Source organism: Enterococcus sp. 5B3_DIV0040 (assembly GCF_002140755.1).
GTDB classification, from domain to species: domain Bacteria; phylum Bacillota; class Bacilli; order Lactobacillales; family Enterococcaceae; genus Enterococcus_D; species Enterococcus_D casseliflavus.
In genome coordinates, this window is sequence record NZ_NGLC01000001.1 from 1746504 (window position 1) to 1773401 (window position 26898).

At 40.2% G+C, this 26898-nt stretch carries 25 protein-coding genes; 7 read left to right on the forward strand and 18 right to left on the reverse strand.

The window, feature by feature from the left end; genetic code table 11:
* Positions 1 to 470 precede the first annotated feature (470 nt).
* Complete coding sequence (locus A5883_RS08285; RefSeq protein WP_086338302.1) at positions 471 to 938, reverse strand: hypothetical protein; 468 nt, start codon at positions 936 to 938, stop codon at positions 471 to 473.
* 1028 nt (positions 939 to 1966) lie between these two features.
* Here A5883_RS08285 and A5883_RS08290 point away from each other — a divergent pair.
* Both A5883_RS08290 and A5883_RS08295 read left to right on the forward strand, forming a co-directional pair.
* Complete coding sequence (locus A5883_RS08290; RefSeq protein WP_086338303.1) at positions 1967 to 2455, forward strand: hypothetical protein; 489 nt, start codon at positions 1967 to 1969, stop codon at positions 2453 to 2455.
* Positions 2456 to 2474: 19 nt separating this feature from the next.
* Positions 2475 to 3533: a WxL protein peptidoglycan domain-containing protein gene (locus tag A5883_RS08295; RefSeq protein WP_086338304.1), complete on the forward strand. Its 1059-nt coding sequence runs from the start codon at positions 2475 to 2477 to the stop codon at positions 3531 to 3533.
* 181 nt (positions 3534 to 3714) lie between these two features.
* Here A5883_RS08295 and A5883_RS08300 read toward each other — a convergent pair whose 3' ends face one another.
* The 8 genes from A5883_RS08300 to A5883_RS08335 form a co-directional block, all read right to left on the reverse strand.
* Positions 3715 to 4413 carry a hypothetical protein gene (locus A5883_RS08300; RefSeq protein ID WP_086338305.1) on the reverse strand — a complete coding sequence of 233 codons (699 nt, stop codon included), beginning with the start codon at positions 4411 to 4413 and terminating at the stop codon, positions 3715 to 3717.
* 670 nt (positions 4414 to 5083) lie between these two features.
* Entirely contained in the window at positions 5084 to 6664 is a 1581-nt protein-coding gene (locus A5883_RS08305) for a peptide chain release factor 3 (protein ID WP_005225872.1), read from the reverse strand.
* Positions 6665 to 6855: 191 nt separating this feature from the next.
* Positions 6856 to 7671: a MetQ/NlpA family ABC transporter substrate-binding protein gene (locus A5883_RS08310; RefSeq protein WP_016610206.1), complete on the reverse strand. Its 816-nt coding sequence runs from the start codon at positions 7669 to 7671 to the stop codon at positions 6856 to 6858.
* Between the two features lie 5 nt (positions 7672 to 7676).
* On the reverse strand, positions 7677 to 8345 hold the full coding sequence (locus A5883_RS08315; protein WP_086338306.1) for a methionine ABC transporter permease: 669 nt from the start codon (positions 8343 to 8345) through the stop codon (positions 7677 to 7679).
* Positions 8332 to 9057 (reverse strand): methionine ABC transporter ATP-binding protein, encoded by a 726-nt coding sequence (locus A5883_RS08320; RefSeq protein ID WP_086338307.1) that lies wholly within the window; start codon positions 9055 to 9057, stop codon positions 8332 to 8334. Before A5883_RS08320 ends, A5883_RS08315 begins: the two co-directional genes overlap by 14 nt.
* Before the next feature lie 11 nt (positions 9058 to 9068).
* Positions 9069 to 10085, reverse strand: coding sequence for a lipoate--protein ligase (locus tag A5883_RS08325; RefSeq protein ID WP_086338308.1), 1017 nt, complete (start codon positions 10083 to 10085; stop codon positions 9069 to 9071).
* A 239-nt stretch (positions 10086 to 10324) separates the two neighbouring features.
* Entirely contained in the window at positions 10325 to 11701 is a 1377-nt protein-coding gene (locus A5883_RS08330; protein ID WP_005225867.1) for a hemolysin family protein, read from the reverse strand.
* Positions 11702 to 11813: 112 nt separating this feature from the next.
* Positions 11814 to 12929 carry an AI-2E family transporter gene (locus A5883_RS08335; RefSeq protein ID WP_010748066.1) on the reverse strand — a complete coding sequence of 372 codons (1116 nt, stop codon included), beginning with the start codon at positions 12927 to 12929 and terminating at the stop codon, positions 11814 to 11816.
* A gap of 144 nt (positions 12930 to 13073) precedes the next feature.
* On the opposite strand from A5883_RS08335, the gene A5883_RS08340 reads away from it, so the two are divergent.
* Positions 13074 to 13508 carry a GNAT family N-acetyltransferase gene (locus A5883_RS08340; protein WP_086338309.1) on the forward strand — a complete coding sequence of 145 codons (435 nt, stop codon included), beginning with the start codon at positions 13074 to 13076 and terminating at the stop codon, positions 13506 to 13508.
* 67 nt (positions 13509 to 13575) lie between these two features.
* Here A5883_RS08340 and A5883_RS08345 read toward each other — a convergent pair whose 3' ends face one another.
* The 4 genes from A5883_RS08345 to recX all read right to left on the reverse strand — a co-directional run bounded on the left by A5883_RS08345 (position 13576) and on the right by recX (position 17264).
* Positions 13576 to 14538, reverse strand: coding sequence for an N-acetylmuramoyl-L-alanine amidase (locus A5883_RS08345; RefSeq protein ID WP_086338310.1), 963 nt, complete (start codon positions 14536 to 14538; stop codon positions 13576 to 13578).
* 160 nt (positions 14539 to 14698) lie between these two features.
* A complete protein-coding gene (ntdP, locus tag A5883_RS08350) occupies positions 14699 to 15232 on the reverse strand; it encodes a nucleoside tri-diphosphate phosphatase (protein ID WP_005225863.1) in 534 nt (177 codons plus the stop codon).
* 93 nt (positions 15233 to 15325) lie between these two features.
* Positions 15326 to 16477 carry an A/G-specific adenine glycosylase gene (mutY, locus tag A5883_RS08355; RefSeq protein WP_086338311.1) on the reverse strand — a complete coding sequence of 384 codons (1152 nt, stop codon included), beginning with the start codon at positions 16475 to 16477 and terminating at the stop codon, positions 15326 to 15328.
* Entirely contained in the window at positions 16470 to 17264 is a 795-nt protein-coding gene (recX, locus tag A5883_RS08360; protein ID WP_176323962.1) for a recombination regulator RecX, read from the reverse strand. Before recX ends, mutY begins: the two co-directional genes overlap by 8 nt.
* A 114-nt stretch (positions 17265 to 17378) precedes the next feature.
* Between recX and rlmD the strand changes: the two genes are divergently transcribed.
* The gene (rlmD, locus tag A5883_RS08365; protein ID WP_060792780.1) at positions 17379 to 18755 is read left to right on the forward strand and encodes a 23S rRNA (uracil(1939)-C(5))-methyltransferase RlmD; all 1377 of its coding nucleotides are present in this window, start codon (positions 17379 to 17381) and stop codon (positions 18753 to 18755) included.
* Between the two features lie 71 nt (positions 18756 to 18826).
* Here the strand turns inward: rlmD and A5883_RS08370 are convergent, their stop codons facing one another.
* From A5883_RS08370 to A5883_RS08385, 4 genes are read right to left on the reverse strand one after another with little or no spacing between them, the layout of a single operon-like run.
* Entirely contained in the window at positions 18827 to 19387 is a 561-nt protein-coding gene (locus A5883_RS08370) for a hypothetical protein (protein ID WP_176323963.1), read from the reverse strand.
* Positions 19388 to 19403: 16 nt separating this feature from the next.
* Positions 19404 to 20609 (reverse strand): ABC transporter permease, encoded by a 1206-nt coding sequence (locus A5883_RS08375; RefSeq protein ID WP_086338314.1) that lies wholly within the window; start codon positions 20607 to 20609, stop codon positions 19404 to 19406.
* Positions 20606 to 21280 (reverse strand): ABC transporter ATP-binding protein, encoded by a 675-nt coding sequence (locus tag A5883_RS08380; protein ID WP_086338315.1) that lies wholly within the window; start codon positions 21278 to 21280, stop codon positions 20606 to 20608. The genes A5883_RS08375 and A5883_RS08380 overlap by 4 nt, the downstream gene beginning before the upstream one ends.
* Entirely contained in the window at positions 21264 to 22493 is a 1230-nt protein-coding gene (locus tag A5883_RS08385; RefSeq protein ID WP_086338316.1) for an efflux RND transporter periplasmic adaptor subunit, read from the reverse strand. The genes A5883_RS08380 and A5883_RS08385 overlap by 17 nt, the downstream gene beginning before the upstream one ends.
* A gap of 244 nt (positions 22494 to 22737) precedes the next feature.
* Between A5883_RS08385 and A5883_RS08390 the strand changes: the two genes are divergently transcribed.
* Positions 22738 to 23883 (forward strand): sensor histidine kinase, encoded by a 1146-nt coding sequence (locus tag A5883_RS08390; RefSeq protein WP_086338317.1) that lies wholly within the window; start codon positions 22738 to 22740, stop codon positions 23881 to 23883.
* Positions 23884 to 23901: 18 nt separating this feature from the next.
* Positions 23902 to 24579 carry a response regulator transcription factor gene (locus A5883_RS08395; protein WP_086338318.1) on the forward strand — a complete coding sequence of 226 codons (678 nt, stop codon included), beginning with the start codon at positions 23902 to 23904 and terminating at the stop codon, positions 24577 to 24579.
* Positions 24580 to 25150: 571 nt separating this feature from the next.
* Here A5883_RS08395 and A5883_RS08400 read toward each other — a convergent pair.
* Positions 25151 to 26125 carry an NAD(P)H-dependent flavin oxidoreductase gene (locus A5883_RS08400; RefSeq protein ID WP_086338319.1) on the reverse strand — a complete coding sequence of 325 codons (975 nt, stop codon included), beginning with the start codon at positions 26123 to 26125 and terminating at the stop codon, positions 25151 to 25153.
* A gap of 130 nt (positions 26126 to 26255) precedes the next feature.
* On the opposite strand from A5883_RS08400, the gene A5883_RS08405 reads away from it, so the two are divergent.
* Positions 26256 to 26816: a TetR/AcrR family transcriptional regulator gene (locus A5883_RS08405; RefSeq protein WP_086338320.1), complete on the forward strand. Its 561-nt coding sequence runs from the start codon at positions 26256 to 26258 to the stop codon at positions 26814 to 26816.
* The last annotated feature ends 82 nt before the right edge of the window (positions 26817 to 26898 follow it).

The following is a 26898-nucleotide window of genomic DNA, read 5'->3' on the forward strand; positions in this document are numbered from 1 at the left end:
TTATCTACCTGTTTTTTGGTTAAATAAAACCTATACAACTTTTCTACTGTCTCTTATACACATCTAGATGTGTATAAGAGACAGATCTACCTGTTTTTTGGTTAAATAAAACCTATACAACTTTTCTATATACTCCAAAATTTTTTACCCGCCTTATTTAAAAAGTATCCTAGTTTCCAATTATAGTAAAATAAACTTAAATTTGAGCCTCTTTTTTCATTAAACGGACAATTTTAATAAAAACTTCAGAAAAATCCCCGCTTCTTTAAAACAGAACGGGTGAGAAAAACTTGTGAAACGATTCTTACCTTTTGTAACAAAAAAGTGTTGGAAACCATAAAAAAGATCCTGTGAATTAGCGGTTTCCATAAACTTAGAAAAAATTCGTATTCTTTCATTGATTGGTAAGTGACTTGGAGAATAAAATCATTTTCTAGCTGGACAAACTTCTTTGAGGAATCAAGTTCATTTCAAAGAGCTTGTAATAAAATATCTTCTCTTTTTAGCCAGCAATCTTTGTATTCATAAATGTTGATAATCGACAATTCATCGCTCATCTCATTAATTGACCGCATAATTTCTTCATCATCCGACTCAACATTGCCAATGACATGCAAATCATAATGAATACCCGATTTATCCACGCACTCAACGATATAACTGATGACATCTCCCCAAAAATGTTCCAATCGATGCGTGCCTCCTGCTTTTTCTAGCCTTGAACGTTCAGCGATACACAAAACGTTTTTCGAAGAGTATTGCAAGATGTTGATTTCCCCTAGTGATTCTGCTAAGTAGTCAAGAACCGATTGCCGATCATCCTCTTGATCCACAATTAAATTTCTCTCTAAAATCGTGTTCGTCTTGTTGCTGAAAAAGCGCACAGTCAACATGGTAGCATTCTTTTGTCCACTGAAATTTATTCTGGTTTGCAGCATTTTGATTCACTCCTTAAAAGAACTTTGATCCTCTGCTATTAAGGATATAGTAAGAACCAGCTGATTTTTATCGTCTTTTTTTCAAAAAAACTACAAATAAAATAATCATTGTCACTCTTTTTCTTTCTACTAACTAAAAGACCTGACGATTAGAAACGAGGGCAACTTCATAAAATTAAGAAGGACAAAAAAACTCTTTCAAAGCTTTCTTCAAAGAGTCTGATTGTATATTCCTAAAAAATTATGCTTCCTATTAAAATCTAGGGTTCATGAGATAGCCATCCCAAACAGTTAGTTTTTGAGATATCATCATAATAAAACAAACATGAACGTTTATCAAAACAGGAGTAACCCTTGATGTGTCTGTTGCGTGAAGCTAGAAGATTTAAAGGCGCAGATTATAAATTGAATGAAAACGTTAATTGATATTTTTTAAATAAGTAACTTTGATATACCTATCCAATAGGAACGCACATATAGAATCATACTTTTCAATCCCCACCCTACGCAACTGTTCATACGCGTAAAGCTACTGCCAAAATAGTTTATTAAAAATGATAGAAAGTTGGTTTCTATTGAATTGCAGGGGTTCACTGAAGAAATATCAGACATGAATTTTCAGAACTACTTTTACTGATACTACTGACCCAAAAAAAATTCTCAGAGACTACGAATAATATTATATTTCTTTTTAGGTCCAATCCTAGTTGGAACGACAATTCTTTCAACTCTGAGAAGGCTTTGACTTAAAATAAAAGCCAAAATATAACCCTGCAACAAATTTACTTTCATAGTGATTATTACCGAATTGATAATTCGTAGACAGAAAGATAGGTCGACTTGATAATCAACATCATTTGACCACTAGAATATTTAATTAAATTATTGTATAAAAAAATCAGATTAATAAAATACTTTCTACTTTTTCATTAAAAATAGCGAAAAAACGGATAATAACATAATACACCATCATTGTATACTTTATTTAAGCAGTAATTCATCTGCAAAAATTAAAGTGAGGTTTTATTATGAAGAAAGTTATTTTGGGTACTACATTGGCAACATCTTTACTACTAGTAGGAGGAATCACTGCGTCAGCGACTATTGGAGACCCGGTTACCGCTCCCCCAATCGCTGTTACTATCACCGAACCAGAAAATGGTGTTAGCTTTACATTTAACACCTTGACTTTAAATGAATTCGAAATTAGTGAAGACTTATTGGATGGAACTCAGGAAGGAACTATTGAAAACGTTGGTGGAACATTAACAAACTTGACCCGTGACCCTATGAGCGTTACCATTAGAGTTTCTTCTGGATCTGATGGTATCTACTTCTCAAATTCACTGAAAGAAATCTCTTTGACAGCAATAACTGCAGACCCTATCGCTCGTTCAACAGAAGGCGAGCCCGTTGACTTCACATTCAATCGTCAAACTGCTTTGCTAGATGGCACACCCACTATCACAGTAACTGCATCAGATACTACTGACTCAGGCAATGGTCAACAACTTTAATTCTTAAAAAGGATAGCATATGGATAAAATATCAAAACACAGAGACTCTTTTCTAAGAGTTTCTGTGTTCTTCCTCATATTGACAATAATCGCAAATATAAATATAAGTATTGCAACAGCGAATGAGACGACGAATACTTTAAAACTATCACTTAGTGATACTGAACATGAAACATCAAGAAATACTCTTACTCTTCCTTCTGATGTTGATAAAAAGTATACATTTGAAATTAAACTGGAAAACACTGGAGCTGGTGATTCATCAATAGCGGTCACTCCCTTTGCTTCAACTGCTATTTCAAGAGAATCCTCTATTTTGTACACTTCGAATACAGAGAACCTTCTCGATGATAAATACGACTTTTCAAATTATGTTACTATCGCTTCAGATGCTATAGACGAGGAGAATCAAATAGAAATTGCCCCTAATGAATCTGTTGGTGTCAGCATTACCATAAATGTTCCAGACGACATAGAGCTTGAAGGTACTGTAATGGGTGGAATTAATTTTAAGCAAATATTAGGTGTTCAAACAGCTGAAGACTCTATTAGTATTGCGTCTGCCTACGAGTCTATCATTTTTATCAACTTACTTTTTAGTGAAGTGGAAGAGATCAAAGACGTCGTTTATGAAGACTTCTCCTTTGTTGCTCTTCAGGACACGGTAAATCTACAATTTTATGCCCTCAACTATAATCCTATTTTAGGCAACTTAAACAATGCGCTCTATGAATTAATAAACCCCAATGGAGAAATAATTGCCTCTGGGGAATTAGCAGATTCCGTTCTTTTAACGCCGTTAACCAAATCAAGAATGCAGATCCCTTTACTAGACAATAGTGAACTTATTGAAGGCGAATACCGTTTGACAATAGAAACAACTAGAAAAGCGATCACGACTACTTTTTCTTATGAGAAAGAAGACATGGATAACTTCAAAAAAGAGAACCCTCCAACGAACACTGCCGATGTTCAGACAAATAATCAAATCCTTATCTGGATCATCTTTGTTCTCGTTGCAGCGTTGGCAGCTGCAGTCATCTATATTTTTAAATCAAAAAGAAAAAGAGAGGGCTAGTGTTGTGACCCCAAAAGTTAGCTTTTAGGACTAACTTTTGGAGGTCGCTTCAAAGCTCCTTTTTTTAGTACCACCAATTAGTCGCAAACTTATTCAGCAAAAGCACTTTTCACCTAGTATTAGAAAAAGATGTGCAAAAAAACCGCTCCTATTCAGCTAAGCGGTTTTTCCTACACTAGTTTTAAACATATCTTTTATCAAAAATCACTTCTTTTATAAAAATTGTCGCTATCTCGTACTGGCACTCTTCCTCTAAACGATCCTCATGGACAGTATCATCATTGATATCCTCAAGTGATTCTTCTTGGCTGAATGAATCATTCTCTAATGAGTCTTCTTCCTCTGGGCGTTCAGATTCATCTTCAATGCCATCGTCTTCTTGCTTTTCATCCTCTTGGTCTTCATCTGTCAAGTTTTCATCCGATGTCTCTTCTTTTTCCTCATCCAACTGATTCATTTTTATATCTTTCGTAAAGGTCTCTGAATCATCAATTGCTGTAAAAGTGACTGATAGGTAGTACTCAGAGTTGGAATCAAGGTATTCCTTTATGTTCAATGTTGCAGCTACGTTAAGAATCATTGATGCTTCATCAGTATCCTCAATCTGAATGATCAACTCTTCCGAACCGTTCACACTGTTTAGCTCTGCTGAAAATGCTTCTCCGATAGCCGTGATCGTTACGTCAAAAGTACCTTCACTGCCGTTGCTATCGACAGACAGCTGAAGATCTTGTGTGGTTTTCAACAGATAATAGTCTTCGTCCTTAAAGTCAATCGTGTTCAAATCAAAAATCAACGTTTCGGAAACCTCATCAGCTACAGCCTCTATTGTTGGAAAGAAAAATATCGCCGAAAATATGAATAACAAACTTTTTAGCACTACATGGTCCCCTTTCTGCTTTCAGAAATCACTTTTATTTGATAAATAATCATTTGCTTTAGCAAAATCGATAGATAGATAGATAACTAGTAGACTAGCAATAAGACTAATTCATTTTGGCTTCCCGAAGCCATGGTTCACCAACTGAAAACTTAAACCATCTGTTAGAAGTGCTTCAAATGAAGTTTCAAGGGCTATCACCGATTCATGCTCAGATAAAGAAAGTTTAGGCTTCACTAGTAGCATCTGACAAAAAGAACATGTCCTCGATCAAATGATTAAACGACCTCTATCACTGGCAATCTATTCTCTGCTTTCCCCCTACTTTCAAACAAGGAGAAAATTTCCTGAATCATCAAATGTGCCTATGATATTTTTCTATTCATTTCAAGTGCATTTCCTTGTGGTCACCTTTAATACTACGCTCTTTTTCCGACTCAATTTATCTTCTTTTAAAAGAATGGTTATGAATTAGGATAATTGTCTGATCATTGGACGATTCCCCCCAATCACGCAACCTTCCTTCTGTATCAAAAGCATGTTTTCAGCAAAAAAAAGCCCCTTCTTATCCATTTTGATAAGAAAGAACTTTCTACGATCGTTCAATTAAAAATGATTAGCCTAACGTACAAACTTGCACCTACCTAGACAGTCTCGCGGGAAACGACTCTTACATCAAACTCTTCAATTCGACGTCTGGGTACTTATCTGCGAACCAACGCATTGCAAATTGATTTTCAAATAAGAACAATGGCTGGTCGAAACGGTCTTTCGCTAAAATGTTACGGCTTGAGCTCATACGCTCATCCAAGTCTTTCGGATCGATCCAACGGGCGATCTTGTGGCCCATTGGGGTCATAATGACTTCGGCATTGTACTCATTCATCATGCGATATTGGAAAACTTCAAATTGCAGTTGCCCGACAGCACCGATGATATACTCATCACTAAGATACGTCTTGTACAACTGGATAGCCCCTTCTTGGACCAACTGATAGATTCCTTTGTGGAAAGATTTTTGCTTCATCACATTTTTTGCAGTGACTTTCATAAAGAGTTCCGGAGTAAATGATGGCAGCTCTTCGTAAGCAACTTTTAGTTTTCCTTCATAGATCGTATCGCCGATTTGATAATTTCCCGTATCATAAACCCCGATAATATCCCCAGCGACTGCTTCTTCAATATTTTCTCGGGTGTCTGCCATAAATTGTGTCACATTGCTGAGTTTCATTTTTTTGCCAGTACGCTCAAGCGTCACGTCCATGCCTCGTTCAAAGGTTCCTGAACAAATACGGACAAAGGCGATCCGGTCACGATGGGCAGGGTTCATATTTGCTTGGATCTTGAACACAAACCCAGACATTTCTGGTTCATATGGACTGACTTCATCACCAGCCAAAGTTTTGTGACCGTAAGGCGCTGGTGCAAAGGACAAGAAGGTTTCCAAAAAGGTCTGCACGCCGAAATTCGTAAGGGCGGAACCAAAGAACACGGGTGTTTGATCGCCTCGTGCGATTTTTTCTGTATCAAAGGCATCACCAGCTTCTTGCAGTAATTCTACTTCTTCTAAAACTTGTTGGAACAGCCCATCTTCGGCAAATGGATGATCTGCAGGAAATTGTCCATTTTCATCTAGGGCAACTAAACGCTCCCCACCGTGATTGTCTGGACGGTAAAATTCGACCCGTTGGTTATGGATATCATACAGTCCTTCCAAGCCTTTCCCCATGCCGATCGGCCAATTCATTGGAAATGATTCGATCTCTAAAAGATCTTCTAGTTCTTCTAATAATTCTAATGGTTCGCGGCCATCACGGTCGAGTTTATTGATAAAGGTAAAGATCGGAATACCGCGTTTTTTTACGACCTGGAAGAGTTTTTTCGTTTGCGCTTCGATCCCTTTTGCGCTATCGATCACCATGACGGCACTATCCACCGCCATCAAGGTACGGTAGGTATCTTCAGAAAAGTCCTCATGCCCAGGGGTATCTAAAATATTGACCCGTTTGCCTTGGTAATCAAACTGCATAACGGAACTGGTAACGGAGATCCCCCGTTGTTTTTCAATTTCCATCCAGTCGGACTTTGCGAAATTCCCAGTCTTTTTTCCTTTGACCGTACCGGCTTGGCGAATCGCGCCACCGAATAATAATAATTGTTCTGTAATGGTTGTTTTCCCCGCATCCGGGTGGGAAATAATCGCAAAGGTACGGCGACTATCTACTTGTTGTTTTAATTTTGGATTATCCATTGATTCTATTGCTCCATTTCTTGTATTTACAATGCGAACAGTGTCTATTTTAACCTGTCGCTAGTTTTCTGACCAAATCAGTATATCATGGATAAGGGTGATAAAAAAGCAAAAAAAGACAAGAACCCCCTTCGACTACTCTCTTTTACAGAGTTAGGCAAAGGGCGTTCTTTCCATTTGATAGAAATAAATTAAAATGCTGGCAATAAGGTATCGCTATGGTCGTTTTCTAAAAATTCGCGAACTTTATCGCTAGTCATGGCACGGCGCAAAACGGCGATTTTTTCAGAATCTTGATTGTCTTCTCGAGCAACCAATGAGATAGCAAAGCGATCATCGATCGTTTTTTCTAAGAAAAGGGCATCGGCTGGTTTCAAACCGATTTTCGCAATATAGGTTGGGTAGTTGTATACCAAGGATACATTCGGCTCATCATAGGCTTCCGCAAGATTCAGTAAATCAACAGATAACCATTCAAAGTTTTTGGGATTTTCGGTAACGTCTTTAAGTGTTCCATTAACACCAACGCCTTCTTTAAGGGTGATCAATCCTTCTTCTGCTAAAATCGCTAACGCTCGACCTTCGTTAGACACATCATTCGGCAATGCAACTTTTGTTCCTTCTGGAATATCATTGATATCCGTATACTCTTTGGAATAAAAACCGACTTTTGCGTTGTAGATTTTATCTAATGCCACTAGGTTTGCATCTTTTTCTTCATTATACATTTGCATATATGGTTCATGTTGCGCAAAGTTGGCATCGACCTCGTCATTATTCAGCAGCTCATTGTACTGGATATTGTCATTGACTTGGACCAACTGGATTTCCCAGCCATCTTCCACTGCTTCCGCTGCAACTTTTACGACATCGGTCATTGGCGTCGTTTGCGAAGCGACCTTGATGATTTTCTCTTCGCTCGCCTCATCCGAACCCGTACCGCAAGCCCCCAATACACCTAATGCCAACACACTCAATCCTAAAACAAATCCTTTTTTCACTTTCATTCCTCCTATTTTCGTTTATCAAGTTTTCTTGCTGCTTGATTGCCAATCCCTTGCAGGATAAAGACCAAAAGAATCATGATGATAATTGCAAAATACATCACGCCATACTCATAACGCTGGTACCCATAGCGGATCGCAAAATCGCCGATACCACCACCGCCGACGATCCCCATCACTGTTGAATAAGAAACCATGCTGACTGCTGTCGTCGTTAAAGACAAAATCAAGCCGCTTCTAGCTTCCACCAGCAAAAACGACCAAACGTATTGCCATTGACTGACACCAAGGGATTTCGCCAAAAAAGAAACTTCTTCTGGGACATCCAGCAGTACTTGCTCCGTCAAACGAGCAAAAATACTCATAGCAACGATGCTCAAAGGGAAACTGGCGGGAATCGGTCCAAATGAGCTGCCTAAAAGCATCCGTGTCAGTGGGATCAACGCTACGACAAATAATAGAAACGGAAACGAGCGGATGATCGTCACAACGAGATTCAAACCCTCATAAAGAAATGAGATTTTTTTTCCACGACTGCGGCTAAGAAAGAGCCAGACACCTAGCGGTAGTCCTAAGACAATGGCTGCGAGCATCGAAATCCCCATCATGATCGCTGTTTCTTTCAAAGACTGAAGTAATTCAGGCAGATAATACAAAATACTCTCACTGATCGTCATGCAACAAACTCCTCTCCACTTTGTCCACATAAGAGCTTTCTTCGCGGACAATTGGCTGCGGATGATTGACAAATTCCGCCGCAAAGACGGCATCTTCCAATACAAACACACGTTGACAAATTTGTCTGACTGCGGTTAGCTCATGACTAACGAAAATGACTGCTGGCTGAAACGTCTGTTGAACTTTTTGCAGTAAAGCAAGTACATCGGCTTTCGTATCTTCATCCAGCGCACTAGTGGGTTCGTCACACAGCAAGATTTTCGGCTCACGGATCAACGCCCGTGCGATAGCTACTCGTTGTTTCTCCCCACCGCTCAACTTGGCTGGATAACTGTCGGCTTTGTCTTCCATCCCAACAAATGAAAGCATCTCCAACACCTTCTCCGATGATTTCCCCATTAACTTCAAGGGCAAATAGACATTTTCAAAAACGGTTCGATTGTGTAGCAGATTGTAATTTTGAAAAATCATGCCGATTTCCTGCTGCGCATGTAGCAGTTGCTTTTTGTTTAAGGGATCGATTCGTTTCCCGTCAAAGAGCAGCTCCCCACTGTCAGGTGTCTCAATTAAGTTCAAAAGCCGAAGCAACGTTGATTTCCCCGAGCCGCTTTTGCCGACGACCCCAACAATTTCCCCCGGCTGAACAGCAAAAGAGAGACCATCTAGGACGTTTCGATCGTAACGCTTTGTGATGTTGATGGCTTCTAGCATCTTTTTTCCTCCTAATCAAACAGCAACGCAAGAAATTCAGCGTTAGTCATCTGATGGATAAATTGCTCGATGGCAATATCCTTTAGCAAGCGGCTGATGGTGTTTTGTTCAAAATCAATACCTTGCAGCATCGCTTCAAGTTCACTGATCTCTTTTTGTCCAAAAAAATCACCGGTAATTTGAATCGCTGCAATCTTGCCTTTGTTGACAGTAAAATCGACTTCAGCGATCCCAACCTGCGCAAACCGCTTTCTTTTTTGCCATTCAAAAGCAGGCGCTTCATTAAAAATCCACTCATTGTTCGCGTAACGTTCTTCAAACAACGTTTGGATCGCTTGGCGATCCGCATCCGTCAAGACGATCTCTTGCTCACTGATTTCATCAATCGATTCTACTTCATAGATTCGGCAAAGGAGTGTGTCTCGAAATGCCTTGGTATCCATTGATTGGTATTGTTCTGCCAAATACGGTTTAATATTCGTCACACTTTTCCGTACGGATTTCGTTGCTTTAGAGGCAATTTTTTCTTGGGCAACGTGTAGAACTTTTGTTAATTCTTCTAGATCCACATCATACATCAATGTGCCATGAGAATACGTTCGACCTTTTTTTGTATACATCGCATTGCCAGAAAATTTTTTCCCATCAATGAACAGATCATTGCGGCCATGTACTTCTACCTCCTTGGCTCCCATTGCCGCTAAGCCTTTCATGATCGGTTGGGTTGCACTTTGGTAGTCACCAAAACTCGTGGCATCTTTTTTGGTGACAAAACTAAAGCTCATGTTGCCTAGATCGTCATAAACTGCTCCACCGCCAGATGTCCTGCGAGTCAACACGATATTGCGACTCCTTAAATAGTCAAAATCAATCTCTTGATACGCATTTTGATTTCTGCCGATTATAACACATGGTTTTTGTATGTATAACAGAAGACAAGGTTCTGAAACATCTACGTTATTCATTAAATACTCTTCAGTTGCCAAATTGTAACGGATATCCTCACTAAGCATACGGTAAAATTTCATTTCAAGCCCCTCGTTCTTATTAGATTTCTATGGATATTCTCGCTTTTCTTACGGAAAATTGCAATCAAACTGCTTAACGATAAGATACACGTGTTTTTTTATCTGTTTTTAAACTGTATTATTGATTAGATTTATCGTAACCGTTTCTTACAAACAAATCAAGGGGAATAAGTAAAAAAAAGGAACAAAAAAGACCAAAGCAGTTGCCTTGGTCTTTCTCATTTCATTCATGCGGAACTTTAACGGCGAGGCTCATCTTCCTCAAAATCTTTGCGGAAATAGCGGCGTTCTTCTTCTGGTTCCACTTCGCCTTCTTCTGGATCATGGAAGATTACACGGATCTTCAAGACACGTGATCCTTCCATTTCTTCAGAAATCAATTTCACGTTATCCACTTCAAAGGAAAGTTTCTCTCCTTCATCTGGAATCATTCCTAAAGCAGTGATCAAGTAGCCTGCCATCGTATCGACGTCGCTCATATGCAAGCTCATATTGAAAGCTTCATTGAAATCATCGATCAGCATCCGACCTTGGATCACGTATTCTTTATCAGAGATTTTTTCATAAAGCTCTTCGACCTCATCGGATTCATCATCGATCTCACCAACGATTTCTTCAAGCAAGTCTTCTAACGTAACTAACCCAACGACTCCGCCGTATTCATCAAGCAAGATCGCCATTTGGTTTTGGGTTTTCTTTAATTCATAAAGCAAATCATCGATAAAGACTGTTTCTGGAACAAACAATGGTTCTTGCAAGATCTGCTTGATGTCCATTGTTTCAAAGCCGTATTTGTAGGCACATTTCAAAAGATTTTTGGTATGCAAAATCCCAACGACTTTGTCTTTATCTTCATTATATACAGGAATACGAGAATAATTTTCTGCTAAAATTTCAGTCAAAATTTCTTCTACTGAGTCATTGATATCCACCATAAAGGCAGAGGTTCGAGGAACCATGACTTCACGGGCGACTTTCGTATCTAATGAAAAGATCCCTTGCAGCATCTCTAATTCATCTTCTTCGAAGACTCCTTCTGTTTCCAACATATACCGCATTTCATCACGGGTCATCTTTGTGTCTTCATCGTCAAATTCCATTGGAGTGATCCGCGCCAATAAGCTTGTTGAAGCAGATAAGAACCAGACGAAGGGTTTTGCAATAATCCCGATCGTTCGAATCACACCAGAAGTGAACTGGGCAACTTCTTCTGATTTGTTCATGGCGATACGTTTTGGATACAACTCACCGAAAACGATCGACACATAGGTCAAGATCGCTAAAACGATAATGTTCGCTAAGCTTTTAGCCGCCGTTCCTCCACCTAATAAAGGTGCCAGACGGGTCGACAAGGTATCTGCCAGAGATGCCCCAGATAAGATATTCACCAAGGTAATCCCAACTTGGATCGTTGACAAGAAATTTGTTGGATTATCAATGATTTTCAATAATTTTTGTGATTTGACATTTCCTTCTTCCGCTTTTTGCTCCACACGGTTTTTGTTGACTGAGACGACTGCGATCTCAGAGGCCGCTAGAAAAGCGTTGATCAATGTCAAAACGATCAATAATAAAATTTGCGCTAGAAGCGACTGACTCTCGGGGTCAGCATTCATAATAGCATTCTCTCCTTATTTTTTCATATTCTAAAAAAAATCGCGGGCTTAGCCCACGATAAAATCCTATCACAAAGTTTTTTTCTTTGCAATAAAAAACACCAGTCATTGATTACTCGATCAACCGTTCTTGATTTTTCTTGATTTTGTCATCTTTGATCAGACGAACAATAAAGACCACGATCGTCCGACAAATTGCGTAAAACGGTACTCCTAAGAAAATTCCCAGCAAACCTGCCAGATTTCCAGCGACCAATAAAACCAAGATGATCGTTAATGGATGGATCGCTAATGATTTTCCGATCACATTCGGGTAGATAACATTTCCATCTAATTGTTGGACGACTAGTACCACGACACAGCACAGCAATGCGCGGAACGGTTCATCAAAGACCGTTACTAAGACTGCTGGAATCAAGCCAAGATACGGACCTAAATAAGGAATCAAGTTTGTGACCCCTGCGATCACCCCAAAAAGAAAGGCATAGTTGACGCCGATCATCCAGTACCCAATAAACGTGAAGGTAGCGACAAAAATACATTCGATCGCTTGCCCACTGATGTAATTGGATAGTGTCTTGTTTAAATCACCTAGCAACCCAACAATCTGATCTCGTCTTCTTTCTGGAAAGACTGTTTTCAGATTAGGAACTAGCTTTTCTCCATCCTTCAACATATAGAAAAGGATGAATGGGACTGTAACGATGATCATCGTCGCGGAAGCAATCGTACTGACGATCGATCCTAAGCTAGTGGATAACCCACTAAGAAACTGCTGCAGCAAAGAACCATAAGAAAGATTTAGGTTTTCTAACTGCTGCGCGATATCGATTTGTTTGAAAAATGGATCATCTGCGATTCTTGAGATCCAGCTTTCCATATTTTTGGCAAATGTTGGAATATTTTCCGCCAATGAAGTAATCTGACTCACCAGATTAGGAATAACGCTGACGAAAATCAAGATGATTGCTGCTACTAATAACAATAGAACCAATATGACAGCAAACAGTCGTTTTATTTTTGTGGTTTTCATCAAAAATAGGACGATTGGATTTAGCAAATAATACAGAAAGCCAGCAATCAATACTGGTGCAAATAAAGTAGAAAAAAACGTGCCGATCGGTGCAAATAGAAAATTGACTTTACTTAACACAAACACGAGTGTCACTAAAACCAATGCTTCCAATGACCAAAAGAACAGTTTTGATTGTTTGAATTTGTCGAACAAAAGATTCCCTCCCTTTTTTATAACATTATAGTTGATTTTGTAAAAAAAAGCTTGCGACTTTAGCCGCAAAAAAAAAGAAATTTGTAAAAAAAGTGGTATACTAATAAAAATAACGGAGAAATCATAGCTGAGGTGAGTTTTTTTATGCATATCGCACAAACAAAAGATACGCTAAGTGAGATCTATTTGGCGTCATTGAAAATACGAAATCAAGTGTTCGTGAAAGAGCAAGGGGTTCCATTAGCATTAGAAGTAGATGAAAATGAGGCATTGGCTGTTCATTTCGTCTTATATGACGATGACAATGAAGCAGTCGCAACCTTACGTTTTTTACCGATCTCTGATCATGAGATGAAATTACAGCGAATGGCGGTGCCAGCTGCTCATCGAGGTTCAGGCTACGGCAGGCAGTTGATCGAGGGAGCGGAAGCTTTCATTCAAAAACAAGGAATCAAAAAAGTCACGTTAGGGGCACAGTTAACTGCCAAAGAATTTTACTTGAAGTTAGGCTATCAGCCTGAAGGCGATGTCTTTTTAGACGCGGATATGCCCCATATCAAAATGAGCAAAACCTTTTAACGAGCAGTGATTACTTAAAGCAGCGACCCCAAAACAGATTCTTCCTCTGTTTTGGGGTCGCTGCTTTTTATTCCTCTGCTTCAACGATCTCTTCAATCGCTGTCAGCAACGCTTGCGCCACCCTTTGATCATAGCCTTCACTTGTAATCACCGCTAAATCAGTGTCACTGTTCAAATAGCCTAACTCCAACAAAACTGCTGGAATATATTGCTCTCGTAAAACATAATAGTTACCAAAACGAGTGCCGTTGGAACTCAATGCCACTGAACTACTCAAACTGGAAGTGATCGTTTCTGCCATCTCTTTTGCCCCAGTATAGTAATAGTAAGTTGTCAGTCCTTGATTGCCGTTTGGTAGCTCTGAATTGTCGAAATGAATGCTGATAAATAGATCTGGTTCCTCCGAGAGTGAAGCTGCAGTAATTTCAGACAGCGCTAAATAGCGATCTTCGGTGCGTGTATATCTGACTTGAATTCCCGCTTGGGTCAGTACTTCGCCGATGGTTTGGACGGTGGCTAACGTCAAATCTTTTTCCATGATCGTTTGATCCGTTGACAGTGCCCCAGAATCTTCGCCGCCGTGCCCCGCATCAAGAACGACTATAAAGTCTGACAATTTTTTTGGAGTCTCCGAAAGTGGAACTTCTTGGATGGATGCAGAATGCTTTTCAATGTAACCCGTTATTCCATCGTCAGTTTGGATTTCAACCATCTCTTCTGTTTGACTAAGTACGGTTGCCCAACTTCCACGGTGGATCTTCCCGATGACGGTTTCTTGACTTGTTGTCTGATAGATCGATACATAATCGTTCTCACTTTCAATCGCTGCATCGTATTCTGAGGGATCCACGTAAATTTGGAACATGCTTGCCGTTTGTGCGACCTCTTCTGCTTGCGCGTCCGACTCGGTTTGAGCCGTGCTTTCTTGGGTCTCTTCTTGAACAAAATGATCATTTCTCAACACAGCAAAACCTGCCGCAAAAAGTAGAATCATGGTAGTACCGATAACAAGCTTCCCTTTTTTCTTCATTTGCTTCCCCCACTTTTTTCTTGGTCTTTCTATCATGGGACTAGCAGCTTAAACAGAACTTAAAGGCAACTGCTAGAAGCAACCCTCTCACAGCACAAAAAAACTTCAACCGAAATGGTTGAAGTTTCTCGGGAAAAATGAGCGATCCGACCCATTTCACTTATTTTTGAGACAACTGCTTGTAGCGATCATACCAAATGTCCACATACCCTTGCGAAAAGGGTCCTTTGCCATTATTGATCCAATCTACTAAAATTTTGACATTTTCTTTCAAGATAAAATCAATGTCTTGCGGATATTGCATAATCTTACTGTGCAATTCATACTCATCCACATCTAGTAAACGTTTCTCGCCATCAGGAAATACTTTGATATCAAGGTCATAATCGATATATTTCAATGCCTCTTCATCAAGTAAATACGGTGAAGCAAGATTACAATAATAGGAAACCCCCTTTTCTCGAATCATTGCAATAACATTAAACCAGTATTTTTTATGAAAATATACAATTGCTGGTTCACGGGTAACCCAGCGTCTTCCATCTGATTCGGTCACTAATGTATGATCGTTGACCCCTATCACTGAGAATTCACTGGTCTTTAAGACCATCGTATCCCGCCACGTTCGATGCAAATTGCCGTCATGTTTGTAGCTTTGAATGCTGACAAACTCTCCTTCTTTTGGAACTCGCATAGCAACCCTTCCCTCAGCAAGAAAACTTGCGTTTTGTTTGGGTGTTCATTACACCGACATCGTTAATATTATAGCAATAAAAGAAAGCTTTGCCTAGAAATCTTTATCGAGTTTCTGATATTTCTTTAATTGATCCACCAATTTCTGCTGGGGTTTTGGGAAAACATAGTTTTGAAAGGATTCTTTTGCTGCCCATTCGCTGTCTTGTAACGTGAGCTCTCCACGTTTTCTGCCGTAAAATAAAAGGACGTGCCATTTCAAATGACTAAAGATATGAGTGATTTCGCCAAAATGTCGTTTTTGCCAAACGACAGGCAGATCAGGAAAAATCTCGAGCGCATCATCTTCGGCAATCAAGTCCAACTGCAGTTGCTCCTCTTTTGCCCATGTTCGCTGCAGAGCCTCGTACTGTTCTTTCGTCACTTCTACCAAAGGAAAATGCCACATAGAAGCCAATAAGCCTGTTTCAGGTCGCTGCACGAGTAAAAACGAGCCTTGATCTTCGATGGCGCCTGCGATGTAATAGACATCTTTTGGCTTTGCTTTTTTCGATTTCACTGGAAAGTCTGTTTGTCGATTCTCCGCATAAGCAAGACAATACTGACTGATGGGACACTCTTCACATTTCGGTGTAGTGGGTGTACAGATTCGTGAGCCAAGATCCATCAACGCTTGATTAAACTCACCAGGTTCATCGGGGGAAATGATTGTTCTCATCGCCTCGTCAAATGGTCTGCGGCTGCTAGCTTTCGCAATATCTGCTTCGATACAAAATAACCGACTGACGACCCGCATCACATTTCCATCGATTGCCGGTTCTGGCAAGCCAAAAGCAATACTGCCAATCGCTCCAGCTGTGTAGGGACCAATTCCTTTTAATGAGCGAATCTCTTCAATTGATTGGGGCATTTCTCCGTCGAATTCGGCAACGATTTGCTGGGCGGCAGCCTTAAGGTTACGGGCACGAGAGTAATAACCTAAACCTTCCCAAACTTTTAAAAGCTTTTGTTCTTCGGCTGCCGCCAAGTCTTGGATCGTCGGGAATTGTTCCATAAAACGATAGAAATAGCCAATCACTGTTTCCACTCGTGTTTGTTGAAGCATGATCTCTGAGATCCAGATTGCATACGGATTGTTGGTCGCCCGCCAAGGCAGATTGCGTTTTTCTTTATGATACCAAGTTAAAAATGTTTCTTGGAACGTCTTGATTTTTTCTTCATCCCAAGTTTCCCATTGCTTACTCATCCATTACTTCCTCATCTAAAAATCGTTGTATATCATCGATGGCAAACCCTTTTTGATAAAGGCCTTGCTTGATTTTCATTTTTCGTTTCATCAACGGTAACCGCTGATGCCGCCGCATAAGTCGGGCCCCTTCTCTTTGGAGCGCTTCATTTTCTTGGTCCTCATCTTTTTCCATCGGTAATTCATCCAAAATCATCTGAATGACTCCTTGATGAAAACCTTTTTGCATCAAATGCATTTTTATCTTTTGGATCATTTCTTTATGGCTTTTGTTGTGAAAACGACGCATCGATTTTTCAGCCGTATGATAACCGACTTCAAACTGCATTTCCTCGGTATACAAAGGCAATACTTCCTGAATCACGGAATCTTTTAATCCTTTTTTTCTCAATTGCTGACTGATGACCACGGGTCCTTTATCACTCATGCGGACTTGGGTGCGAATGTAGCTTTCTCCGTAGTTTTTGTCATCGATCAAATTCAGCTCTTTCAGACGTTCAACGACTAAGTCTCGGTCTTGTTTTTCGATTTCTTTGTCTTTCAAATAGGTACGGACTTCCATTTCAGAACGCAGCTGATAGCTGATATAGTTCATGGCTTGCTGCAATCCTAAATCAACCCCCGCACTTTTTTTGATTTCTTTTAATTCTTCTTCACTCAGTTCCTTGCCTTTTAATAGCCGAAAACGGACCAAAAGATCTTCTGAGACCCGCAGCGTTTCACCTTCTGATGTCGCCACTTCATAAAATGGTCCTTTTCCTTTATTGATACGAATAATTGTATTCATCTTCTTCACCTCGCGAACGTACATTCTATTTTACCACAACTACGATGAAATTCCTTCTAATCAAGCTGAAAAAATGTGGTAAAATGAACTGACTATTTTTTTTAAGGAGTTCACATGGCAAATACACAAGTCCAGCTTGGACAAAAACTACAACTAACGATCAAACGCTTGGGGATCAACGGAGAAGGCATCGGGTATTACAAAAAGCTGATCATCTTTGTTCCCCGTGTTCTACCGGGGGAACAGGTCATTGCCGAAGTCACCAAAGCATCTCCCCGCTTTGCTGAAGCTAAGATGACCAAAATCATCAAGCCAAGCAGCGATCGCATCCAACCACCCTGCAAGTTTTACGACCGGTGCGGCGGCTGCCAATTGCAGCACTTAGTCTACGACAAACAATTAGACTTCAAAAAAGACCTATTGAAACAAGCACTTGAAAAATTTAAGCCAAAAGGCTACCAACAGTTTGAACTAAGGGATACTTTAGGCATGGATGTTCCTTGGCATTACCGCAACAAAGCACAATTTCAATTGCGTTACAACAGTCAAACCAAACGAATCGAAGCGGGTTTATACGAAATGGAGTCTCATCGCTTAGTCGCCATTGATGATTGCCTCGTACAAGAACAAGATACGCAAAAAGTGATCAACGGCATCGTCCAATTGTTGAATAAATACCAGATCCCGATTTACGATGAACGCAAGAACAGCGGGATTCTACGGACATTGATGGTTCGTATCGGGATCGCGACTGGCGAAGTTCAAGTCGTGTTTATTACCAACTCTGTCAAACTGCCGCAAAAAAATGCGCTGATTCGCGAGATCAATCAGCGCTTGCCGCAAGTCGTTTCCATCATGCAAAATGTGCAAAACAAAAAAACGTCCGTCGTCATGGGAGAGGAAACGATTCATCTTTGGGGCAAAGAAGCGATCGAAGAACGGTTGAATGAACTGACCTTCGACTTGTCCGCCCGCGCATTCTTCCAGCTGAATCCACAGCAAACCAGCATCTTGTATCAAGAAGGGTTAAAAGCCCTTGACTTGAGCAAAAATGAAACAGTCGTTGATGCCTATTGCGGTGTGGGAACGATTGGGTTGAGCGTGGCTCCATATGCCAAAGAAGTCCGCGGCATGGACATTATTCCTCAAGCAATTGAAAATGCCCAAGAAAATGCACGCCGCATTGGTGCCCAAAATACCCATTATGAAACGGGAACTGCTGAGGAGCTCTTACCAAAATGGTTTAATGAAGGCTTCAAACCTGATAGCATCATTGTTGATCCGCCAAGGACAGGCTTGGATGAACGATTATTGCAAGCTTTGCTGAAACAACCACCGAAGAAGATGGTCTATATATCTTGTAATGTTTCTACTTTAGCAAGAGACTTGGTCCAATTAGCCAAAGTGTTTCACGTAAAATATCTGCAATCAGTAGATATGTTTCCACAAACCGCCCGCTGCGAAGTAGTGGTAAAATTGACCCGCAAATAATCATTCGCCTGACAAATCATCTTGTGATCTGTCAGGCGAATATTGTTTTCGTTGTCTTTTAAGCATAACGATTAATTGATTTGTAAGACGAGGACTTTCGTGGCAATAAAGGTGTCCCCTACTCGCTGCCCATAAAGACTTACCGATCGTTCAAGATGCAGATCCGCACGAGACCCCTCCACGATTCGAGAATTATGCGATTGTGCATCATATAGAATTACTTTTATCTCAGTCTCGCTAGTAATCGTAAAGGATAATCTTTCCTCAGATGCGATCGCCATATCAAAGACTTCGCCGTCTTCCCCTGTTCCTTGAGAAATGTTGGTCAACTCCATCTCAAAACGATCACCATCAATAAGAATGAGTGTGCCCGTTTCATCTGCTTGTGCCAATTCCTCATTCGCTCGCTCTGCATCTGTCTGAGTCACTTGTTGTGCTTTTGTCTGATCGGTTTGATCGTCATTATTTTGGGTCTCGTCTCCACTTTGACTCGATTGTGTTTGCGTTTGCGGCGTATTGATTTGGTTGTTGATGGGTACGTTGTCGTTGTTTGTCTGTGGGTCATTCGCAGCAACACCGCAACCACTAAGTAATGCCACAAACAAGATAATTGCTGTTTGACTTTTTTTCATAAAAAACACCTTCCTTTTATTCATAGCGTAATGCTTCGATCGGTTTTAACTTCGACGCTTTATAAGCGGGCAAGTAACCAAAAATAGTACCGATCAGCATTGAAAATGACACACTGATCAAAATGGATAACAATGAGATCGTCATCGGATACTCTAACAGACGCAAGGCGATCAGACTGATCAACAGACCGACGAAGATGCCAATCAGCCCGCCGATCACCGATAAAACGATTGCTTCTGTCAAAAATTGCTGCAAAATTACTTTACGTTTGGCACCCAATGCTTTCTTCAAACCGATCTCTCTGGTACGCTCTGTCACACTGACCAGCATCGTATTCATTACACCGATCCCACCGACGAGTAAGGAAATGCTAGCAATCCCCCCCAGTAAAATCATATTCGATCGATTGATATCATCGGTCATTTTCTGCACTTCATCATAGTTGCGGATGGAAAAAACAAAATCTGAAGGCGGAATACTCTTGGTCAATTCATGGCTGGCTTGGACGACTGCTGATTCTAAGACGTCCGCATTCGTCGCCTGAAACAGCACTGTTGGCCTTTGGTTGAGCTTTCCTTCGACGAAACTTTGGCTGCCTCGAGGGATGAAAACATATTTCCCTGACAGTTGCTCCGTGTCAGAAACAGCTACGCCAACGATGCGAAAGGGTGTCCCATTGATTTCAATCAGTTGATTGATAGGATCACGATACGAGAAAAAAATTTCCGCCAAATCTTTCGTAATCACCGCAACTTGTTTTTGTGTCTGCAATTCGGTTTCAGTCATTGCTCTGCCAGCAAGGATCGTATGGGGCAAAATTTCAAAGAACCCGCGATCCATGCCTAGCACTATCGTATCGGTTTGCTGGTCTCTTTGGAAAACTGTCAGATTGGCTTCATAGAACAAGCTAACGTTCTTGGCGTGATCAATGGTCAGCAACTTTTGCAGCTCTCCTTCTGATAGTTGCGGGGCGTAATCAGGCAAACGATCATTTCTGCCGCTTTCGCCCGCTAAAAAAGCACTTCTGGCGTCATATTCGATCCGCATCGAGTTAGTATCACCACCAATCAGCTGCTTTTTCATGTTCTCAGTATTTCCGTTGATGATACTCACAATGGAAATGATGGAGGCAATCCCGACAATGATTCCTAGCATCGTCAACAAGGAACGCAAACGATGCTGGTAGATTGCGTGAATGGCTAAGCGAATATTTTCGGTCATCTTGTGCCCTCCTCAACAACTTCACCATCTTTAATGACGATTTGCCGCTTTGCATAGTCCGCGACTTCTTGTTCGTGGGTAATCAAAACCACTGTTTTTCCTAGATGGTTCAGCTTAGTAAATAGCGCCATGATCTCATGACTATTAGCGGTATCTAAAGAACCCGTCGGCTCATCCGCTAAGATCACATTTGCTTCTCCTGCTAATGCCCGAGCGATCGCTACTCGTTGTTTTTGCCCCCCTGACAACTGATTGATCCTAAAATCGATCCGATCCCTCAATCCGACACTTTCTAAGGCGTGAATTGCTCGAGTCGTTCGTTCTTCCTGATTGACACCAGCATACAAGAGCGGTAAGGCAGCATTTTGTAAAACGGATAGTTTGGGCAACAGTTCAAAATTTTGAAACACGAAGCCGATTTTTTGATTGCGGATTTCGGACAGTTCATCTTCACTCATTTGACTGGTATTTTTACCATCAAGTAGATAGCTGCCCATTGTTGGCGTGTCTAAACAGCCAATGATATTCATCAAGGTCGACTTGCCTGATCCTGATCGGCCCATGATGGAAACAAACTCGCCAGTATTGATTGTTAAGTTGATTTTTTTCAAAACTTGAATTTCGCTAGTGCCCTGTGGGAACGTTTTGTAGACATCAATCAGTTGGATCATTTGGTCTCACATCCATTCCTTCTTGAATCCGAACTGTTGGGAAGACGAGCGCCACTTGCATATCCAGTTCACTTTCTAACAGATACATGGCTTCATCCGTTTCATCTTCCATGATTTCCACGGACAGTTTACTGATTTTATGGTCCTCAACGACGTAGATGAAGGGCCTATCTTCTTCATAAAATACGAAAGATTTGGGCAGCTTGATCGCGGTTTGCTCTTCCTCAATGCGTTCTACAAAACAATGGATGCCAATACTAGGTGGCTCTTCACTTTCATCTAAAACGACCTCAAAACTAAATTGCGACAAATTAGGGTTTGCGCCTTGTTCTTCAACCACTACAGAAGGCTCTTTCATATCCCCAACTCGGGTGATCTTTCCAGTCCATCGCTGACTGCCGCCATTACGGTCTCTAAGTTCAACTTTTTGACCAGGCTCAAGTTGATTGCGGCGAAATTCATCCACAGTCCCTTTTAAAAAGAGCCGACTGGTATCAACGATCGTCATAAAAGGATTCTCTGGAGCCGCTTCACTTGCGCTTCGATTCATTTGTCGCTCGTCCACGTCTTTAACGATTCCATCAATTTCGGCTTCCACGACGTCTGAGCCATGTTGCTCTTTGACTGAACGTAGTTCTAATTCTGCCCGTTCCAGCTCTAATTCGGCATCGCCAATGCTGCTTTCCAAGTTTTGCGCTTCTAGCAGTAATTGACTTTGCTGCATTTCCAAATCGGTTTTACGATCTTCCAGCCCTTCTTTGTCCTCTTCTTCCGCACTGGCAATTTTTTGTTTCGTCTCCTCCAGCTGATTCGTGACCTTATTGTATTGTTCCCATTTTTGATTCGTTTGCCGTCTTGCTTGTTCCACAGCTCTCGAGCGATTTGCCGTCGCCTGTTCTGCTTCTTTAATGGCCAAAGCCCCCTCAGGGTTAGAGTAAACAAAAAGAGCTTGCCCTGCTTTGACTTGATCCCCTGCCTCTACTTTTTTCTCAACAACTGATCCTCTTGAGCTATCCACCTTGACTTCAACCGTTCTTGCTGGTTCAACGACTCCTACTAAGTAAAAATCTGCTCTCGGTTGCAGATCTTGCAAAGTTATTTGAGTGATGGAAGGTTCTTCACGACGAGCAATCCCCCAGGCACTCGTCCAGCCTAAACTGCCGATGATCAGTAAACTACTGATGATCATGAAACTCTTTTTTGATTTGTTCATATGCTTTCTCAAACATCTCACCTTCCTGATTGGTTAATCGAATGACCACCTTTATTTAACCATTGAATCAATTTGCGTTTTGAACGTTTCTCTTAATATCTGCTGAAGATTTCTTAAGAAAATAGAATTTTTCCATTCTTTTTTTATTAATATGAAGAATTCTTAAGAAGAATTAGCTATTCGCTCCTACTCCTCTTTGCTATAATCAAGAAAGAATCAAGAACGAGTTAGAAAGGACTGTTTCATGCGTAGTAAATATTCTTCATTTGTCTTTTTTCTGGTTGGCTTCTTCTTATTGGTAGGAGCCTTATGGCTATTAAAGGAAACGAGACTCATTCAAATGGTGCTGGATAATTTTTTGTCAAACCTTGTTACAGATGGCGTTGTAGAAACAAGTGATGGCGAAGGCGGGATGATCGTTGGTACCTTTGTCGACTGGCGCCCTATTAAACAATTGTTCTTGGCATTCTCCTTCTTTCTCGTTTTTGCCGTTACCTTGATTTGCTATTTTAGTTATCGTTATGTTTCAAGGAAAAAAATTGCAAGGATCGCCGAAGGAATTCAGCTCTTTTTCTCTCAATCGGAAGCAAGTTCGACGGGCAGCCTAGCGATCGATCATGAATTATTAAAAATAGAAGATACGATGAACCGCAATGAGGCTCTTTTAAAGGAAGAAACACAGCGCACCAAGGACTTGATCACCTATTTGGCACATGACTTAAAGACTCCCTTAGCTTCAGTGATCGGCTATCTCAATCTATTGTTGGATACGAAAAACTTGACCAATGAACAAATGACGCAATCCTTGACGATTGCTTTAGAAAAGTCTGAGCGTTTGGAAACGCTGATGAATGAATTTTTCGACATCACCCGTTTTAATCTGCAAGACATCCAATTGTATCAACGGGAACTTGATTTCGTCTTCTTACTGAAGCAAATCCATGAAGAATTCTATCCGCTGCTGAAAGAAAAAGAACAAACCATCTGCTACTCTGGACCAGAGAGCTTGAAATTAAAAGCCGATAGTGAACAGTTGGCGCGAGTGTTAAACAATCTGTTAAAAAATGCCATTGCCTATGCGCCTGATCAAACCACGATCACAATGCAGCTAACCGTGGACGAACAAGCAGCAACTTTTATCCTAGCGAATCAAAGTGAGCCGATCGAACAAGAACAATTGGAGGCATTATTTGAAAAATTTTATCGTCTGGATCAAGCTCGTTCAACCAAGACAGGTGGAGCAGGTCTCGGATTGGCGATCGCCAAAGAAATTATTTTGGCGCATCAGGGAACGATCCGAGCTGCTAGCAAGAACAATGAGATTCAAATGATCGTCACATTGCCTTTAGCGACAAATCAACATGAAAAAACTAGAAAGTCAGTTAACTGAAAAGGAAGGTCAATACGAGTGGAAAAGATACTTTTAGTTGAAGATGAAAAAGAAATTTCAGATTTGATTGCCTTTTATTTACGAAACGAAAATTTTTCTGTCATCACTTGTGCAGATGGTCATGAAGCTCAGGTACAGATCGAGCAAAACAGCTTTTCTTTGGCGATTCTTGATGTCATGCTGCCAGATATCACAGGCTTTGACCTGTGTAAAATCATCCGCAAGAAGCATCATTACCCAATTATTATGTTGACAGCTAAATCTGAGGAAATCGATAAGATCACTGGTTTGACAATTGGTGCCGATGATTACATCACCAAGCCCTTTCGTCCGTTGGAAGTGATCGCTCGGGTGAAAGCTCAGATACGCCGCTCGACTCAATACAACGGCTCAGATCAAAACAAATTGATCGTGAGGGAGTTGGAATTAGATGTCAATAAGCGAAAATGTTTCTTGCAAGAAGAAGAACTTTCCCTGACGCCCATCGAATTTTCCATTTTAAAATTATTGATGGAGCGAAAAGGCCAAGTGGTAAGCTCTGAGGAAATGTTTCAAGAGGTTTGGGGCGAAAAATATTACACGTCTTCCAATAATACCATCATGGTCCACGTTCGAAACCTTCGGGAAAAAATGCACGATACCCACAAGAAGTCCTCTTATATCAAAACGGTTTGGGGAATCGGCTATAAAATGTGATATAAATTTATTTTTAGGTTCTATGCTTTATGGCTCCTTGATATTTCTGATTAACTAATTGACCGCAATCGCTCCTGCGATCACATTTCCTAAAATCAGAATAACTACAAACAACATCGCAGATCCCCCCCTTTCTCGTAACACTCAACTATATTGAAAAGATCACCGTTTCTAATGAGTAAAAATATCCCAAAGAAGTAAAATGTCTAAATTAAAACAGGATCAAAAACTATTAAGTTTCTGACCACATACAATATTTGTCCTAATACTCATAAATCTAAATTTTAATTGAACAATGATTTAGTTACGAGTTTATGAACACAAAAATAGAGTAATACATATAAATTACGGTAATTAAAAAGAGTGTACAGAAATAAGGGCTCTTCGACATTTGATCCTAATCACATGATTTGAAAAAAACGCCAAGCAAAACCTATTCACTAGTTTTTGCTTGGCGTTTTATTTGTTGTCAACTCAATTTCTGTGTATAAGGAAAAGCAAAGTTCATTGCAATAAAACTATTACCTGATTTTTCTTTTTTGTTATTAGTTTATCTAACAAAAAAACAACATCAGCTATTCATTATTCCCTGCATAAATTGATCTACAATTGTTTTAACAGGATTAATTTGATGGATCATTGAAATTCCTAGACCGACTGATGCAAACCCTTTTTCTAGATTTCCAAAAAGCATTCCATCTCTCATTCCATTTCCCCCTCCAGAAGCCTGAAGAATAGCTTCTCGGCTTTCTCCTGCTTCATCCATTGCAACTAATTTATAAGGAAGCAACCCAGGTAAAGAGCGATAATAAGCTGGAACAGTCCGATACAATAACATATCAGTTGCATTCGACGATATTAATTGATGTTTTATATTATCAGCTAATGGAGATTCTTTTGATGCTAGAAATGCGGTTCCAGAAAAAATACCATCCGCTCCTAATGCTAGCGCTGCTTTTGCCGTTCGAGCATCTGTAATCCCTCCGGCTGCTAATACAGGCACTCTTCCCTTCACTACATCAACTATTAAAGGTACTATTGAAAACGTGCCAATAACTTGATCTGGAACTGTCCCACCCTCGTCGAAACCTGTTGCTACGATTACATCAGCACCACCTTCTATTGCTACATTAGTGTCCTCAACAGTTGGAGCCCCACGATAAACAATTTTAATACCATTTGCTTTAAACTTTTGCGTCCATTCTTTTGAAAATTGCCCCACCATAACAGCAACTTCAACACCTTCTTCAACCATCATTTCAAGCATAGGTTGCGTATACATATCAAATCCTTCAACCATTGGAACAACATTAATTCCGATTGGGTTATTCGTAATACTTTTGGCAATTCGTACTTCCTTTCGCATATTTTCAATCGTTTTATCAATCGTGGTTGCGGCTTCTGTTTGACCAGCATTTATCCCCAATACTCCTAAAGCTCCAGTCTTACTTATTGCACCAACAAATTCACCATTTGTCAGCCAACTCATAGGACCTTGGATAATCGGTTTTTTTATTCCTAAAACTTCCGTAACGCTTTTTACCATAGTTGACACCTCTTTATCATTCATTTATATTTAAGTTACATCTGTCTCTTAAATTTCACAAGAGTCAAATTGACGAAAAATGTCATTTATGTGACATAATAGTTAGTAATGTCACCGAACAAGGAGAAAAATGAAACAAGATAAACGGTTTGCTAGAAGCGAACGCATAATTAGAGAGGCATTTTTGGAATTACTAGAAACTAAATCTTACGCGGAAATCAAGGTTACTGAGATTTGTCAGCTAGCAGATTGTTCACGCAATGCATTTTATTTACATTATGAAACAAAAGAACATTTATTAAGCAGTATTGTCCGTGAAATCACTGATAATATCCAGCAAAGTTGCCAGCCCGTTGTCAAATCTCTAAACAAAATTGGTGAAAATGAGTCCAGAAAGTATACTGATCAAATACTTCAAGCAATTGACAGAAATAAAAAAGTTGTCAGTATTCTTTTGAAACAAAACCAGATGAACTTTTTAAGATGCCTTAGTCATACCATGGTTGAATCAATGATAGAACATACCAAACCATTCAACGTTAGTCCTAATATTCCCTTAGTTGTCTATTTTTCTAGTGGAATATGTGGATTTATTGACTTTTGGTTGACAACCGATTTATCTTTGGAAGAAGCACAAGATATACTCCATCATACGGTCTTTAATCAATCCAAAAAAGAGTATTATAAATAAGAAACTTCATGGAAGCAATCTTCAAGTCTCTATCATGATCCTATAATTTCATAAGAAACCCCTCAAAAATAGAGCGGCACTA